Annotated in this window: 12 protein-coding genes and 3 pseudogenes; 8 read left to right on the forward strand and 7 right to left on the reverse strand. The window is 59.4% G+C overall.

Going from position 1 to position 15,293, the window contains the following annotated elements:
- Nucleotides 1-123: 123 nt before the first annotated feature.
- From PSAKL28_RS15410 to PSAKL28_RS15430, 5 genes are read left to right on the forward strand one after another with little or no spacing between them, the layout of a single operon-like run.
- Complete coding sequence (locus tag PSAKL28_RS15410) at nt 124-543, forward strand: TIGR03757 family integrating conjugative element protein (RefSeq protein WP_038612091.1); 420 nt, start codon at nt 124-126, stop codon at nt 541-543.
- Nucleotides 540-1,475, forward strand: coding sequence for a TIGR03756 family integrating conjugative element protein (locus tag PSAKL28_RS15415; protein WP_038612094.1), 936 nt, complete (start codon nt 540-542; stop codon nt 1,473-1,475). Before PSAKL28_RS15410 ends, PSAKL28_RS15415 begins: the two co-directional genes overlap by 4 nt.
- 10 nt (nt 1,476-1,485) lie before the next feature.
- Nucleotides 1,486-2,877, forward strand: a complete 1,392-nt coding sequence (locus PSAKL28_RS15420; RefSeq protein WP_038612097.1) for an integrating conjugative element protein — start codon at nt 1,486-1,488, stop codon at nt 2,875-2,877.
- A complete protein-coding gene (locus PSAKL28_RS15425) occupies nt 2,874-3,224 on the forward strand; it encodes a hypothetical protein (protein ID WP_038612099.1) in 351 nt (116 codons plus the stop codon). Before PSAKL28_RS15420 ends, PSAKL28_RS15425 begins: the two co-directional genes overlap by 4 nt.
- A gap of 15 nt (nt 3,225-3,239) precedes the next feature.
- Nucleotides 3,240-4,763 (forward strand): conjugal transfer protein TraG N-terminal domain-containing protein, encoded by a 1,524-nt coding sequence (locus PSAKL28_RS15430; RefSeq protein ID WP_038612102.1) that lies wholly within the window; start codon nt 3,240-3,242, stop codon nt 4,761-4,763.
- Between the two features lie 8 nt (nt 4,764-4,771).
- On the opposite strand, the gene PSAKL28_RS15435 is transcribed toward PSAKL28_RS15430, so the two are convergent.
- From PSAKL28_RS15435 to PSAKL28_RS15445, 3 genes are read right to left on the reverse strand one after another with little or no spacing between them, the layout of a single operon-like run.
- Nucleotides 4,772-5,131 (reverse strand): DUF3742 family protein, encoded by a 360-nt coding sequence (locus PSAKL28_RS15435; RefSeq protein WP_038616728.1) that lies wholly within the window; start codon nt 5,129-5,131, stop codon nt 4,772-4,774.
- A 29-nt stretch (nt 5,132-5,160) separates the two neighbouring features.
- A complete protein-coding gene (locus PSAKL28_RS15440) occupies nt 5,161-5,619 on the reverse strand; it encodes a type II toxin-antitoxin system YhaV family toxin (protein WP_038612105.1) in 459 nt (152 codons plus the stop codon).
- The gene (locus PSAKL28_RS15445; protein WP_038612108.1) at nt 5,619-5,939 is read right to left on the reverse strand and encodes a type II toxin-antitoxin system PrlF family antitoxin; all 321 of its coding nucleotides are present in this window, start codon (nt 5,937-5,939) and stop codon (nt 5,619-5,621) included. Before PSAKL28_RS15445 ends, PSAKL28_RS15440 begins: the two co-directional genes overlap by 1 nt.
- 292 nt (nt 5,940-6,231) lie before the next feature.
- Here PSAKL28_RS15445 and mobH point away from each other — a divergent pair, with 292 nt between their 5' ends.
- A complete protein-coding gene (gene mobH / locus PSAKL28_RS15450) occupies nt 6,232-8,085 on the forward strand; it encodes a MobH family relaxase (protein WP_038612111.1) in 1,854 nt (617 codons plus the stop codon).
- 211 nt (nt 8,086-8,296) lie between these two features.
- On the opposite strand, the gene PSAKL28_RS15455 is transcribed toward mobH, so the two are convergent.
- The gene (locus tag PSAKL28_RS15455) at nt 8,297-8,830 is read right to left on the reverse strand and encodes an AMP-binding protein (protein WP_038612114.1); all 534 of its coding nucleotides are present in this window, start codon (nt 8,828-8,830) and stop codon (nt 8,297-8,299) included.
- A 228-nt stretch (nt 8,831-9,058) separates the two neighbouring features.
- Between PSAKL28_RS15455 and istA the strand changes: the two genes are divergently transcribed.
- Together istA and istB are read left to right on the forward strand one after the other, a co-directional pair.
- Nucleotides 9,059-10,573 carry an IS21-like element IS1491 family transposase gene (istA, locus tag PSAKL28_RS15460; RefSeq protein WP_019364253.1) on the forward strand — a complete coding sequence of 505 codons (1,515 nt, stop codon included), beginning with the start codon at nt 9,059-9,061 and terminating at the stop codon, nt 10,571-10,573.
- A gap of 17 nt (nt 10,574-10,590) precedes the next feature.
- Nucleotides 10,591-11,346: an IS21-like element ISPpu7 family helper ATPase IstB gene (istB, locus tag PSAKL28_RS15465; protein ID WP_003290589.1), complete on the forward strand. Its 756-nt coding sequence runs from the start codon at nt 10,591-10,593 to the stop codon at nt 11,344-11,346.
- A 129-nt stretch (nt 11,347-11,475) separates the two neighbouring features.
- On the opposite strand, the pseudogene PSAKL28_RS28570 reads toward istB, so the two are convergent.
- The 3 pseudogenes from PSAKL28_RS28570 to PSAKL28_RS15475 form a co-directional block, all read right to left on the reverse strand.
- A pseudogene (locus PSAKL28_RS28570) lies at nt 11,476-12,257 on the reverse strand (AMP-binding protein).
- A 336-nt stretch (nt 12,258-12,593) separates the two neighbouring features.
- Nucleotides 12,594-13,115, reverse strand: a pseudogene (locus PSAKL28_RS28230) (acetyl-CoA C-acyltransferase); the annotation flags it as partial.
- Between the two features lie 306 nt (nt 13,116-13,421).
- Nucleotides 13,422-14,477: pseudogene (locus PSAKL28_RS15475) on the reverse strand (methyl-accepting chemotaxis protein); the annotation flags it as partial.
- Nucleotides 14,478-15,293: the final 816 nt, after the last annotated feature.

Raw genomic sequence — 15,293 nt, forward strand, 5'->3', positions numbered from 1 at the left:
TCCACGAAATACCCCGATTCATAGGCGCATGGAAACCGGGCACCTCCCATTTCCGATTGTTTGTTGTCGCGTTAAGCGCGATGCGTTGCACTACCGAGGTCATGAACCACCGGATGCTGCGCCATGTTGTGTTCTCTTTCGCCCGGCCCGATCAGGTGCCTGGCCTTGGCCATTGCGCTGTGTGCCTCTGCGGCTAGTGCAATGGATATCTGGGTCATCACCGACCGCCAACATCCCGTGCAAGGTACACCTGACCGACTGATCGAGCTGGATGCACCCGCGCGTATTGAAGCCGAACTGTCGACCGATCTTCCAAGTGATGTCCAGCAAGCGTCACTGTTGGTACAGCAGCGCCTCAAGCACGGCGGCCCCGCGCTGGAGCAGCGTCTGGCCAGGACCTACCAGGACGTGACCGATGCCTGGAGCCTGGGCATTACCTCTCTCCCCGCCATCGTCGTGGATCAACGCTACGTAGTTTATGGCGAGCCGGGCGTCGCCAAGGCGATCGCACGCATCGAGGCCTACCGGAGGACTCAACCATGAAGTGTGCCCGCCTTCGGCGTACCGGCATCGCCACCATTTTATTGGCGACCGCATCGTCATCGTTCGCGCTCAACACCGCGACCATCGTGTCTTCCACTTTGTCCCCATCGTGCCTGGAATACCGAGTGGTAGGGATCTGCTATTGGCTGTTCTGTACGCCGTTCGGCTGCTCGGTGCGGACGTCCACCAAGGTGCGCCACTACATTCCGGATGCCGTGGTTTCGAATTACTCCAACACCGGTGAGAACCCGTGGATCGAAGTGCGGGCCATGAGCGCCCCCAACGTGACGGCCCAGGCAGGCGGCGACGGCACGACGAACCATGACAATGAAAGCAACATGGCGAAGTTCAAGAACGCCGACGTGATCGGCCATCCCGGCGGCCATGTGTTCGGCCAATTCGCCAGCACCACAGGTTACGCCTGCAAAGGTGCCGGCACCGCGTTTATGCCATACCTGCTGAGCACGCTCGACACTATCGCGTGGCGCTACAACATCCCCGAAATGGTGTACCCCGAAGCACTGACGCCCGGCGAGCGCGAGATCGGCACACGCAGCACGTTCAACCTGTGGGGCGCCGTCTATCCGCGCGGCGGATTTCTGCATCAGGTCGACGATTACAAGGCCGGCGCCGTGGTCGCCCAACGCGCCGGGGACATCGTCACCCGGCGGGGGCAATTGCATGTCTATCAGCCATTGCTCGCGAACTCGCAGCCCGGTTACTGGCCGGCCGGAGCGCTGGAGGAAAGCAATGCCTCGACCGGCAAGTGGCAGGAGCTGACGCCGCGACTTTCCAACCGCTGCGTGGTGTTCCCCCACAGCGAACCGCTGGCCCAGGCCCAGCAAGGTGATTATGCCTGGGCGCTTTGGCGCCCATACAGCTGTTGCGAACGCCGCGGGCAGACGTTCCTCGGCAGTACAGACTTCAACTGAGAGGAAAACAATGAAGCGTCCTGTCACCCTCTTCCACCCATTGCCGTTGCGGTGGCAGGTAACCCTTCTGGCCAGCGCGCTGGTGCTGGTCAGCAACCTGGTATCGGCCCAACCCGACGGTTTCCAGAACAACGGCAGCGTGATTGGCGACGACCTCATGTATTCGATTGGTGGCGGCAGCGCGGTGTCCATGAGCCGCGCGGCCGGCATGCATTCTCTCGGTGTGGGCGCGGGCTGGAACAGCAACCTGATGTGCGGTGACATGAACATCAGCACCACAATCCAGAACCAGCTCAACGGCCTCACCAATGGTTTTCAGAACATCATGAGCAGCGTGATCCAGAACGCGACGAGCGCGGTCGCATCGTTGCCGGCGCTGATCATTCAGCGGGCAGACCCCGGCCTCTACAACCTGTTGACCAACGGTATTCTTCAGGCCAGGCTCGATTTCGATCGTTCCAAACTGACCTGCCGCGCGATGGCCGAGAAGATGGCCGACACAGCAGGCGGCCAGATGGGCTGGAATCAACTCGCCGAGGGCATGGCGTTGCGCCAGGCGGTGGCGAGCACTGACGCGGTGTTGGCCATCGAACAGGCGGAGACCAGCCGGGGCAAGGATGGCGTGCCTTGGGTGGGCGGCGGCAATGCTGGCGGAGCCGGCCAGCCGTCGATCAAAGTGATCAACGACGTAACGCGTGCCGGCTACAACCTGGTCAATGGCCGCAGTGCAACCGACCCAACATCCATCGACCCGGCGAGCTGCAATAGCCTGGCCTGCCAGACCTGGTCGTCGCCGCAAGCGGCCACCGACTGGGCCACACGCGTGCTCGGCGAACAAGAGCAGCGCACCTGCGAGACCTGTACCAAGACCCAAACCGTGCCAGGCGTCGGGTTGACGCCGCTGATTCAGGAAGAGTACGAGACCAAGCTGGAAACGCTGCAGGAATTGATCAGCGGCGCCCGCCATACCACCGCTGAGAACTTGCGTGCAGCCGGCAGTACATCCTTGCCGGTTACCCGCGGCGTTATCGAAGCCCTACGTGACGAGCCCGACCAAGATGTCCTCGCCCACCGCCTAGCGTCCGAGGTAGCGCTGGCGTCGGTACTGGAAAAGGCTCTGCTGCTTCAGCGCACACTATTGACCGGCAAGAAAGAACCCAACGTCGCAGCCAACCAGTTGGCCGTCGAAGCGGTCAATCACGAAAGCGACACACTCGACCGCGAGATCCTTAACCTCAAAACCGAATTGGAGATCAGGCGCGAGCTGGTAAACAACTCGCCGATGACGATCATTCAGCGCCATGGCACGCGCGCGTCAGGCTCGCGTGGTATCTACGAGGGCGACCCGGTGCCGGATCGCCTCGACCAGTTACAGCGCTCCCATCCAGGAGGCACGCCATGAACGCAGCATGGCTACGACCGCGCTGGCTCCTCAACAGCCACGTCGCCAGGGCATTGCTATGGACGCTGCTGCTCGTTGCGCTGGCAGTGGCGGCCAACATCTCTGGGCTCTATCTGGTCGGCAGCATTGCCGGCTGGGAACGCTGGCTGGCGAACGCGGCTGGCTACTTCCTGCTGTGGCGGCTCTGCCTCTACGGGGCAACTGTCTATGGCTGGGTGTGGATGCGCCGTCGGTTGCTGGCTCGCGAGTCGGATGCCTCGACACAGCGCCGGCTGCTACGTACCGAGATCGCCGGCGTCATCGCGATCATCGCACTGGAGGCCAGCCTGCTGATGCAGGCGGTCTAGCGGGAGACCTGGAGCATGACGCTTTTCACTACCGACTACTTGGAGTATTACCTGACGCTGGTTGCCTGGATCGTCCACAACGGCATCTGGTCGGTGCTGGTCTCCAGCGGCGTGTTCGCCATTCCCTTTATAGCCATTATTATCCAGGAATGGCTCAAAGCACGTACTGAAGGGGCCGACGAAGGCAACAAAGGCGTATTGTCCTCGATGCGCATCGAGAACCGCATCTGGGTGGCCATCGTCGTGCTGATGTTCGCCGGCATCCCGTTTATCGATATTGACCTCGGCACGATCAAGTACGACCAGGCGCGATCGACACAGTGCCAGGTTAATGTTCCGCAACCTACTGATACCGGCTGGTCGCAGTCATTCAGCACGCTCAACAACCAGAGCGCCAAGGTGCCGGTGTGGTGGGCCTTCATGCATGCACTCTCGCGTGCGGTGACGGGGGCCTCGGTGGCAGCGATCCCGTGCGGAACAGATCTGCGGCAAATGAGGATGGAGATCAACGCCACGCGCATTGACGACCCTGTCCTTGCGCAGGACGTGGCGGACTTTACCCACGACTGCTATGGACCCGCCAGGGCGAAATTGTTCATGAACCGCCCCCCACTCGACGACGCGCAGATGCATGACGTGACCTGGATCGGCTCGACCTACTTCGTCAACACTGGCGGCTACTATGACACCTACCACTCACGCACGCCGCGCGATGCCTGGCCCTATGACACTGACCGCGACGCGGGCCTTGCGCAGGTGTCCGGCGGGGGCGGCTACCCGACCTGCCAGCAATGGTGGAGCGACAATGGCAATGGTCTGCGGGCACGTCTGCTGGGCCAGGTCGATCCCAGCTTGCTTACACGCCTGGCCGGCTGGGCAGGCTTTCTGAGCCGCAGCGAGGTCGACGACTCGGTCATCCGCGCAATCGCCTCCCCGCGCCAACAGAAGCTCAACCAGGGAACGGTTTACACCGATTATGGTGGCCAGATCGACAAGACCTTGCCGAACATCGTTACCCGCACGGCGGGCGACGTGGGACTTGCGGTGGGAGCCATTCCTGCATTTCCGGCGATGGACGTGGTGCGCCAGGCCCTGCCAATGGTGTTGTCGCTGCTGAAAATGGCCTTGGTGATCTGCATCCCGCTGGTGCTGTTGATGGGCACCTACGAGCTGAAGACCGTGGTCACCATCAGCGTGGTCCAGTTCGCGCTGTTCTTCGTCGACTTCTGGTTCCAGCTCGCTCGCTGGATCGACAGCACCATCCTCGACGCGCTCTACGGCTCGGGATGGGGTTGGAACCGACCCGTCACTAATTTCGATCCAGTGATGGGGTTGAACAACGCCTTTGGCGATCTGTTGCTGAACTTCGTCATGGGGACGATGTTCATTGTGCTGCCAACCTTCTGGGTGATGACGCTATCTTGGGCGGGTATCCAAGCAGGGAACATTCTTCAGGGGCTTGTTGGCGCTACAGGAGATGCAAAAGCCGCCGGTGGAAAGGGACCCGATGCATTGATGAAGGCCGTTTCAAAGAAATGAGCGGGTAGTCAATTGTCATCATGAACGTGCGGATCGATGCGATAGCCATCATACGTGTAAAGTCCGAAGCCGGCTGGTCCGTTTTTCCACCCAGGCTCAGACGTTTCATCTACTTCTGCGTTATTTGCCACCCGGGAGATGACCACGCCGAATATCAGCAGCAGGGCCAGCCAGAACGCGGTATAGAGCAGCACAGCCAGTACCGCGAGCTTGACGCCCCAGATCAACACAGCCGCCGCTGGCGTAGGCACGCCTTGCCCAATCAGCCATCCCGATACCCGCCGCTCTCTGCACACATAAGCACGCCATCTGCGGCCGAGCCAGCGGCCAAAGCGTTCTGCATTGCTGATGCGAGTTCTTGTGCTCATAGTCATCACCTGCTAAGCGCGTTGAACAATTACTCCAGTTTGCTCCAATTCTGCCGGCTGGCTGTCACCAACGCGTTCCAGTCGTCTGGCGGATTTCCACGACCCAGCATCTTCTCAAACACCGCATACGGATCGGACTTGCTTCCCGAGGAACGCAACGTTTGCTCATCGTTGACCCAAGCATAGACAATCACTTTGGCCCTCGAGTCGTAACGGAAGAACAGCCGAAATCGTCTCCCGATCTTGGCCCGTCGCCAGTGGCGGTATTCCGGCCCCAGTGTGTTGCCTTGACGGTACTCATCGCGCGCCGGCTCACCGGGAACGACTTCAAGCATCAGTTGGCTCAGGGCTCGGAACAGCTTGACGTTGGCATTGGATGCAAATCCTATTGGGTCATTCTGCTCCGCGCGCTGCGCGGCGGCATACAGTTTCTGCATCTGCTCGATCACACAGTCGTGGAAGAGTAGCGTCCATCCATGCCGCTGCATCAGAGCGCCACTTCGCCGTCAATCTCGTCGGCCAGATTCACGTCATGCCCAGCCTGCATCAGCATGGCGTGAGCCAGTTCGTCCGGCAACCCGCGAACATGCCGGCCAGCCTCGATATCGCGGGCCAGCAGACTCAGAAACGCGCCGATGGCCGGATCTTCGTGCTCGGCATTCGCGCGGGTGACGACAATCTGCCCATCCTCGCCCAAGTCGAACGCTACCTTGCCGCCCGTATCGACGCCCAACGCCTGCCGGATCGGCTTGGGCAGCGTGATCTGGCCCTTCGATGTGAGCGTGGCTAGTTCATGAATGGCTGGCATGGCGTGGCGTGCTCCTTGGATGACAGTTTCTCCGATGGTAAGGAATATTCCTTTCATCGTCAAGACAGATTGGCGAGATCTTCAGACGCCGGTAGGCGGATCGCGCTGACCTCAAAAAAAGGACTGACCCCGTGTCGGATAGCTTGTAGAGCGACTCCCCGAACCGAGCTACATATAAAGGCTTCGATAAAGATCAAAGGGCTGGGAAGGGTCAATGGAATGGGGGCAAGGGGAAAGGCTCTACCCGGAAAAGGAAAAGGCTCTCCCGTCCACCGCAACTTCAGGTGGCATCATGTTCGCGCTGTTCCAACGAAAACGCTCGTCGTCGGCACCGATGGCGCCCACGGAAGCGGCTGTAAAAGGTAAGGGGCTGACGCGGCCGGAGTCGGCCGCATCCTTGCTGGCGACGCCCCGCCGGCAGAAGCTGCTGGAACACATCTGGCAACGTACTTCGCTCTCACGCAAGCAGTTCAGGTCCCTGTATCTCGCACCACTGGAACGCTACGCCGAGCTGGTCCAGCAATTCCCCGCGTCGGAAAGCCATCACCATGCCTATACAGGCGGCATGCTCGACCACGGGCTGGAAATCGTCGCTTATGCACTGAAGCTGCGGCAGTCACATTTACTTCCTGCCGGGACGACGCCCGAGGACCAAGTGGCACAAGCCGAAGCCTGGACAGCCGCCATTGCCTACGCAGCGCTCCTGCACGATATTGGCAAGATCGCAGTCGACCTTCATGTGGAATATGCCGACGGCAACACCTGGCACCCCTGGCACGGACCGTTGTTGCATCCGTACCGCTTCCGCTATCGCAAGGAACGTGAGTACCGGCTGCACAGTGCCGCAACCGGGCTACTCTACAACCGCCTGCTTGATGGTCACATCCTGGACTGGCTCAGCGACTATCCCGCTCTGTGGTCGTCGTTACTGTATGTGCTGGCAGGCCAGTACGAACATGCCGGTGTGCTCGGTGAGCTCGTCACCCAGGCCGACCGTGCGTCTGTCGCTCAGGAGCTGGGGGGCGATCCGACCAGGGCGATGGCTGCGCCGAAACATGCACTGCAACGCAAACTGCTGGAAGGCCTGCGGTTCCTGCTCAAGGAAGAGCTGAGGTTGAACCAGCCACAGGCCTCGGACGGCTGGCTGACACAGGACGCTTTATGGCTCGTCAGCAAGACCGTCTCAGACAAGCTGCGCGCGCACCTGCTTTCGCAAGGCATCGAAGGGATCCCGTCGAGTAACACCGCAGTATTCAACGTTCTGCAAGATCACGGCATGCTTCAGCCAACAGCCGATGACAAGGCCATCTGGAAGGCAGTCATCACGAGCGAGGGTGGATGGTCGCATACGTTCACCTTGCTGCGATTGGCTCCAGCCTTGTTCTGGGAAACCGGGGAGCGGCCCCCGCCGTTTAGCGGCACAGTGAAGGTCGTACAGGAAGAAACTGCTTCAGCAACGTCCGGCCGCAGCACATCGCCCAGTGGTGAAGCCGCTGCGATGACGGTGAACGGAAGGCCTTCATCCGCACCAGTGATACCAGCCGCAACCGCGACTGCTGCGCATGGCCTAGACGATCTACTGGAATTGTTCACCACACCGAATACCGCACCAATTTTGTCGCCACCACCGGACGCCGCCTCTGAACAAGAGCCAACTCAACAAAAAACTGATGTGCCTGCTACGTCATCGGCACCTGCCTCACAGGAACGAGGCTCACGACCGCCGCCGTCAGGCGAGCATTTCATGGTCTGGCTGCGCCAGCACATTGAGAACCGAAAGCTGATTATCAATGACGCGAAGGCACTTGTGCATACCGTGGCCAATACCGTCTATCTGGTGAGTCCTGGGCTGTTTCAACGTTACGCACAGGAACACCCACAGTCAGCCGTCTTCGCCAAAGAAGATAAGGTGGCAGACTGGCAGTGGGTGCAAAAGCGCTTCGAGAAGCTGGACTTGCACCGAAAGCAGGAGAACGGCCTAAACATCTGGACCTGTGAAGTCATTGGCCCGCGTAAAACACGCAGACTGCATGGTTACCTGCTGAATGATCCTCGTCGACTGTTCAATGACGTCCCTATGAACAACCCCTATCTCACGGTGTTGTCAACGATAAACTCTGCAGCGCAGCACACGGGCTCAATATGAATGGTTGGTTCTCGCAGGCTGTTCGGCCGGTGCGTAATTGCATATTATTGACCACCTGATTGCACCTGAACTGACCAGCCAATTGCATGGATTTGACCAGCACTCATTAAGCTGGATCACCCAGGTGGGATAAAGCCCGTAGCGCTGAAGTTGGATCACTGACTGAACAGCAAAGGGCAGTCCGAAAAAGAACCGCTATCAAACCATGTTCCTAGGGCCTGTTGACGTTTGCGGCAGGGACTTGAGAAAGAATCTCAATATCCAACGAACTGATCCACTCACCCCCAGATTTGATAACGTCCTTGGCACGGTCAGTTATGCGCATGAAACCTTGACTATCGATGGTCGCGATATCTCCGGTTTCCAGATAACCCTCGTCGTTGAGAAGCTGGCGCTCATCTTTGAAATCAGAAGAAGTAATGGCAGGCCCTTTCACAAACAAGCGGCCGGGAGTGACGCCGTCATGGGATACGACATGCCCATCATCACTAAGCAGCTTCAAGCCGACCCCGCAAGGCGTGCGTCCCTGGCGCAGTCGCCAAGGAATCTGCTCTTCAAAAGGTAGGGCTGCCACTTCAGGAGTAAGTGTGCACACGCCACCAATGGGCGACATCTCCGTCATCCCCCAAGCATGCAATGGCTCGATCCCCAAGGCATGGAAGTCACGGATGACGCGTTCAGGGCAAGCGCCCCCTCCGATAATGACCTTGCGCAGCTTGGAGGTGCGCAGACCCTTTTCGGACATGTATTGCAGTAGACCGAGCTAGACTGCGGATTCCACGGTCATCTGGCCACCCATTCCATGAGCATCTGACCACCGATTCCACGCTGATCCGGCCACCCATTCCACGCGCATCCGGCCACTGATTCCACGGCCATCCGGCCACTCAACCGGGCAGGCAGCTACGCAGGATTTCTTCACTACCATCGACCTCTTTTTCGAAGCAGAGAGGTCGTCGTGGAGCGTTTATCCATGCGTAAGATTCGCGAAGTACTACGTCTCAAGTTCGAGGTCGGACTATCAGCTCGCCAGATTGCGGTCAGCGTGCAGGTCGGTCGTGTCACCGTCGGCGACTACCTCAATCGTTTTGCCGCCAGTGGTCTCAGTTGGCCCTGTTCGTTGTCCGATGCCGAGTTGGAGCAGCAACTGTTCCCGCCGGCCCCGGCGGTTGCCAGCGAGAAGCGGCCTTTACCCGATTGGGCATGGGTGCATGCCGAACTGCGCCGCCCCGGGGTGACCCTGGCGCTGCTCTGGCAGGAGTACCGCCTGAGCCAGCCGCAGGGCTTTCAGTACAGCTGGTTCTGTGAGCACTACCGGGCCTGGCAGGGCAAGCTGGACGTGGTGATGCGTCAGGAGCACCGCGTCGGCGAGAAGCTGTTCGTCGACTATGCCGGCCAGACGGTGCCGGTTATCGACCGCCACAGCGGCGAGATCCGCCAGGCGCAGGTGTTCGTCGCGGTGCTCGGCGCGTCCAGCTACACCTTCGCCGAAGCCACCTGGTCGCAGCAGCTGCCGGACTGGCTAGGCTCGCATACCCGTTGCTTCGCCTTCCTCGGCGGCGTGCCGGAGATCGTGGTGCCGGACAACCTGCGCAGCGCGGTGAGCAAGGCCCATCGTTACGAGCCGGACATCAACCCCAGCTACCGCGACCTTGCCGAGCACTACGGAGTGGCGGTGGTGCCGGCGCGGGCACGCAAACCGCGCGACAAGGCCAAGGCCGAAGTCGGCGTGCAGGTGGTCGAGCGTTGGATCCTCGCGGCCCTGCGCAACCGTCAGTTCTTCTCCTTGGACGAACTCAACAGCGCCATCTCCGTGTTGCTGGAGCGGCTCAACCAACGCCCGTTCAAGAAGCTGCCGGGCTCGCGCCAGACGGCCTTCGACAGCCTGGATCGTCCGGCGCTGCGCCCCCTGCCGGAGCAACCCTACGTCTACGCCGAGTGGAAGAAAGCGCGGGTGCACATCGACTACCACGTCGAGGTCGATGGGCATTACTACTCGGTGCCGTATCAACTGGTGAAGAAGCAGCTGGAGGTGCGCCTGACGGCGCGCACCGTCGAGTGTTTCCACGCCAACCAGCGAGTGGCCAGCCACCTGCGCTCAATGCACAAGGGCCGGCACAGCACGCAGGCCGAGCACATGCCCAAGAGCCATCGCGAGCATGCCGAGTGGACGCCACAACGGCTGATCCGCTGGGCCGAGCAGACCGGGCCGAACACCGCCGGCGTGATCCGGCACATCCTCGAACGGCGCATCCATCCGCAGCAGGGCTACCGGGCCTGCCTGGGCATCCTGCGCCTGGGCAAAACCCACGGCGAAGTGCGCCTGGAGTTGGCCTGCCGTCGCGCCATCAGCCTCGGCACGTGCAGCTACAAGAGCCTCGAATCGATCCTGCGCCAGGGGCTGGAGAACCTGCCGCTGGCCCAGCAGCACCTGCCCCTGCTGCCGGACGACCACGCCAACCTGCGCGGCCCCGGCTACTACCACTGAACACAAGGAATCCCACCATGCTGCCCCATCCGACCCTGGACAAGCTGCAAACCCTGCGCCTGCACGGCATGCTCAAGGCGCTGAACGAACAACTGAAAACCCCGGACATCGACAGCCTGAGCTTCGAGGAACGCCTCGGCCTGCTGGTCGACCGCGAGCTGACTGAACGCGACGACAAGCGCCTGAGCAGCCGCCTGCGCCAGGCCCGGCTCAAGCACAACGCCTGCCTCGAAGACATCGACTACCGCAGCCCGCGCGGGCTGGATAAGGCGCTGATCCTGCAACTGAGCGGCGGCCAGTGGCTACGCGACGGCCTCAACCTGATCATCGGCGGCCCCACCGGTGTCGGTAAAACCTGGCTGGCCTGCGCCCTGGCCCACCAGGCCTGCCGAGAAGGCTACAGCGTGCGTTACCTGCGCTTGCCGCGTTTGCTGGAAGAACTGGGTCTGGCCCATGGCGACGGGCGCTTCGCCAAGCTGATGAGCAGCTACGCCAAGACCGACCTGCTGATCCTCGATGACTGGGGCTTGGCCCCGTTCACCGCCGAACAGCGGCGCGACATGCTGGAGCTACTGGACGACCGCTACGGCCAGCGCTCGACCATCGTTACCAGCCAGATGCCGGTGGACAACTGGCACGAACTGATCGGCGATCCGACCCTGGCCGACGCTATCCTCGACCGCCTGGTGCACAACGCTTACCGGATCAATCTGAAGGGTGAATCAATGCGCAAACGGACGCAGAAATTGACGACGCCAGCCAACCCGGACTAACAATGCCACCCCTGCGTCGCTGCGCTCCGACTGCCCGGCCGGATGGCCGTGGAACAGGTGGCCAGATGGCCCTGGAATGCCTGGCCAGATGAGAGCGGACTGGGTGGCCGGATGGCGTGGAATCCGCAGCTAGACCGTCGGTACCCCGGCTGAGACCGTCACGCCTTCCTGTTCGATAAGTTCGAACAGAGACGCTCCGTCGAGCCGGGCACCTGGTAGTACTAAGCGAGCTCCGACAGCAGGTGCGGAAAAAACCATGGCCCATGCGTTGGCACGGAACATCGGCACCACCGGTAGCAGCGTATCTTGAACGCTGAATCCGAAGACGTCGGACTGCAACGATGTCATCGCATGGAGATAATTGGAGCGATGCGAGTACAGGACGCCTTTGGGATTACCGGTGGTACCGAGGTGTAGCAAAGTCCCGCAGCACTACGCTCGTCGAACCCACCCCATTGCACCTCAGGTCCGTAACCCTCGAGGAATCGAGCGAGCGTTGTCTGTCGCACGGGAAGTGGCAGGATCTCATCCGGTTGAGAAAAATATATGACACTCTCTACGGTCGGACATTGTGGCAGCACTCTCGCCAAAATCGGCGCAAACGCAGCATCGACGAACACCATACGGTCAGAGGCATGATTCACGATGTAAACCAATTGCTCGTCAGTGTAACGCGGGTTTAGCGTATGGCAGACGGCACCTATACCGCTGATTGCGTACCACGCTTCAAGGTGCTCCACACCATTCATCGCCAGCGTTGCTACACAGTCACCTTGTGTTATTCCGGCGCCAATCAGTGCACTGGATTGGCGTTTTTTCATCGTGCTGGACCTCTGCATAGGTCTTGCGTCCAATAGTACCGTCTGGCAGACGGGAGACCACCTGGCGATGGCCGTGCGAGTACGCCGCATGCTCGATGAAGTGGTCAGTCGTTAATGGCCAGCCTTGCATCAATCCACGAAGAAAAGACATGCGATCACCCTCCCACACCAAAGCCGGCAACACACCAGCCCGCTTTAAACCTCGGGGTGGTATGCATAGCGCCTGCAGGCACACGCTCACCGAGAAGTTGGCTTTTGATCACTGCGAAAATCGACTCCGCGAACGCCTGGGCATTAGCTTCGCAGGTAGAGTGGCTGCGCGTGTTCTTCTTGCTCTCCAAAACCCGCTCTTCCGGAGCAAGGTCGCCCTTGTGTTTTATCGTCATTTGTCCGTTCTCGAAAATCGATTTCAATTGAAAATTCATAGCGCTCGAAGATGGCTGCGATTCCTTGGCCACCACCGATGCACATGGTTGCGAGTCCATAGCGGCCGCCGCTGCGGTGCAGCTCATGCACAAGTTTGGTAGTGATGATGGCGCCAGTCGCACCCGCTGGATGACCAAGCGAGATACCGCTGCCATTGGGATTGACCCAATCCGGATCGAACCCCAGGCTACGGATGACTGCGCACGCTTGCGAAGCGAAAGCCTTGTTCGATTCGATGACGTCAAGATCACCTACATGCAGCCCCGCGCGCTCTAGCACGATGCGTGTAGCCGGCACCGGGCCGATCCCCATGTGTGCCGGATCCACACCAGCGAAGCCGTAGGAGATCAGCCGCGCCAAGGGTTGCAAGCCGTAGCGACGGACCGCCTCACTGGTGGCCAATACGACAGCAGAAGCGGCATCGTTGATGCCAGCTTGCTTGTAATGCGGAAGGAAGCAGTCGGCTGCCAACTGCTCAGCCAGGTTGAGCACCGCTTCGGCAGTCTCCCGGGAATGCTCTTCGAACGGTGTCTTGCCATACAGCCTGTCGGCCTTCAACCAATCAACCAGCATGAATCGAATGTCCCGTAAGGGGATAAGAGGGGGATGTCATTAGTACGCCTCAAATTATGGACATTATGAATATGCCAAAGAGAAAAATGAGGCATGGAACATACTGGGCCAGTATCGCGCGACGAGCTTCGCAAGCTAAATTCAGGTACGAAAGTGCCCAACCGCAGCATTTAACTCTCCATCCACGTGCTGGAGTTCGAGCGTCAACAGCTGCAACTTCACACTTTCTTGGGCGCTCTCCTCTGCCACTTCGCGCACTCGAACGATGTTCTGGCTAGCCTGTTCCGCCAAAAACCGCTGTTGCTCCGCGGCACCGGAGATTTGTTTGTTTATCCGTTCAATACTTGATACGGCGCGAGTAATTCGTGTCAACGCCTGAGATGCCTGACCGGCAAGGATCACTGTTTCACCGGTCAGTGCATGGCTACCTTGTAGCCGATCAGTTGCCTGCTGGGCGACGCCACGCAGGCGACTGATCAAGTCCTCGATTTCGGCGGTAGAACTCTGCGTGCGGCGTGCCAGACCACGAACTTCGTCAGCTACTACCGCGAATCCACGACCGTGTTCACCTGCTCGCGCTGCTTCTATAGCCGCATTTAATGCCAGTAAATTAGTTTGTTCTGCTACAGCTTTAATCACATCAAGAATTCCCCCAATAGCCGTACTTTCTGCCAGTAACGATTGCATTGCATCAGCGCAGCCTGTCATTTCCAAAGCCAGTTGGTTGATCTTGGAGCCCGCTTGGCGTGCCAAATCGTCACCTTCGCGCGCCTGGTCATCTGCAAGAGCTACTGCAGCACTAGCGTCCTTGACGTTACGTGCGACTTCGCCGGCCATCGTAGTCATCTGTTGCATCGCGGTAGCGGCGATTTCAGTCTCCTGTCGTTGTCTCTCGACTCCCTGGCTGCTGCGCTGAATGACTTCGGCCAGGCTCCCTGCCGTTCCGTTGAGCAGGCCTACCCCGGTACCAATTCGACCGACCAATCCTCTCAGGCTACCAAGCATGCTATTGACAGTATCCAATAGTTGCCCGAGCTCATCGTGCCGAACGCTTGCACCATCAGGCGCACAACTCAGGTCACCTGCAGCAACCTGCTGAGCCAAATGAACAGCCCGACGCAACGGCTGCAGTATCAAATGACGTATTAATAGACTCGCACCAATACCCAGCGCTAACGCCAGCAAGCTAATTAGGCCAAGCTGACTGTACGCGTTGCGACCATCGCGTTGAATCGCCTGACTCTGAAATTGGTTGGCCTTATCCAACAACTCGCTGACTTGCTGGGTTTGCGTGTTCATCGCTTCGCTACTACGAGCGCTTTGTTTACGGCTGGCGACAAACTGTTCGAAGGCTTTTCGATAATCTCCCAATGCATTGCTTGCAGCCTGAAGCGAAACCTCTTCCTGATCATCGAGATTGAGCACCTGCATTGAAGACAGCAGGTCGCTCATGCGCATCTCCCAATCGCTACGGAAGTGCTCCTCACCATCCAACGAATAGTAGAGCTCGCTGTCACGGAGCTTGACCAGCTTGTCACGCAGAGCGGTGGTCTGCTCCAGCGCCAACAGTTTTCCGCTGCCTGGAGGGGTTCCTTGTTCCTGTTGCGCGCTCAATGTGTCCAACTGGTCGAGAAAAACCATCGTGAAGCTTTCTCCCGCTGTCTGCGCCAGTGTTTGCATGCGCAAGCGAGCCTCTCGTGCTAGCTGAAGAGACTCGGCATAACTCAGAAATTGTTTAAATAATCACTGGACGCATCGCGCATCGAGATCTCAGCGCTACTTTTTCGGGGGAGGTCATCAAAATGCCGAATGAGCTGCTCAACTGCACCGCGTACTTGATCCTGCGTGTTATCGCCAGCGCAAGATTGACCCAGTCACCGAAATTTCAGTGACCCAAGCTCCAACTTTGTGAGGCTTTACCACGGCTGCATTTTTGCCCCTGGGTACTGGGTCAGCGTGGCATCGGCCACTGGGTCAATTCGGCGTCAGCGCCAACAGCAGTGCGGCTTTACGTTCAGAAGAGTAATACGGCCCGACCATCACTTGCCGACCCCGAATTGCTTGGTTAGAAAAACCGGAGAGGCAACAACCCCGGCGCCGGAATCCAAGCTGTCACCGTCTAGACCC

Source organism: Pseudomonas alkylphenolica (genome assembly GCF_000746525.1).
GTDB classification, from domain to species: domain Bacteria; phylum Pseudomonadota; class Gammaproteobacteria; order Pseudomonadales; family Pseudomonadaceae; genus Aquipseudomonas; species Aquipseudomonas alkylphenolica.

Bases quoted from the DNA above. Each gene is read 5' to 3' on its own strand.
- PSAKL28_RS15455 (WP_038612114.1), bottom strand. From the start codon at position 8,830: ATGTCCGAAAAGGGTCTGCGCACCTCCAAGCTGCGCAAGGTCATTATC.
- PSAKL28_RS15420 (WP_038612097.1), top strand. From the start codon at position 1,486: ATGAAGCGTCCTGTCACCCTCTTCCACCCATTGCCGTTGCGGTGGCAG.
- mobH (WP_038612111.1), top strand. From the start codon at position 6,232: ATGTTCGCGCTGTTCCAACGAAAACGCTCGTCGTCGGCACCGATGGCG.
- PSAKL28_RS15435 (WP_038616728.1), bottom strand. From the start codon at position 5,131: ATGAGCACAAGAACTCGCATCAGCAATGCAGAACGCTTTGGCCGCTGG.
- PSAKL28_RS15415 (WP_038612094.1), top strand. From the start codon at position 540: ATGAAGTGTGCCCGCCTTCGGCGTACCGGCATCGCCACCATTTTATTG.
- PSAKL28_RS15440 (WP_038612105.1), bottom strand. From the start codon at position 5,619: ATGCAGCGGCATGGATGGACGCTACTCTTCCACGACTGTGTGATCGAG.
- PSAKL28_RS15410 (WP_038612091.1), top strand. From the start codon at position 124: ATGTTGTGTTCTCTTTCGCCCGGCCCGATCAGGTGCCTGGCCTTGGCC.
- PSAKL28_RS15430 (WP_038612102.1), top strand. From the start codon at position 3,240: ATGACGCTTTTCACTACCGACTACTTGGAGTATTACCTGACGCTGGTT.
- istB (WP_003290589.1), top strand. From the start codon at position 10,591: ATGCTGCCCCATCCGACCCTGGACAAGCTGCAAACCCTGCGCCTGCAC.
- PSAKL28_RS15445 (WP_038612108.1), bottom strand. From the start codon at position 5,939: ATGCCAGCCATTCATGAACTAGCCACGCTCACATCGAAGGGCCAGATC.
- PSAKL28_RS15425 (WP_038612099.1), top strand. From the start codon at position 2,874: ATGAACGCAGCATGGCTACGACCGCGCTGGCTCCTCAACAGCCACGTC.
- istA (WP_019364253.1), top strand. From the start codon at position 9,059: ATGCGTAAGATTCGCGAAGTACTACGTCTCAAGTTCGAGGTCGGACTA.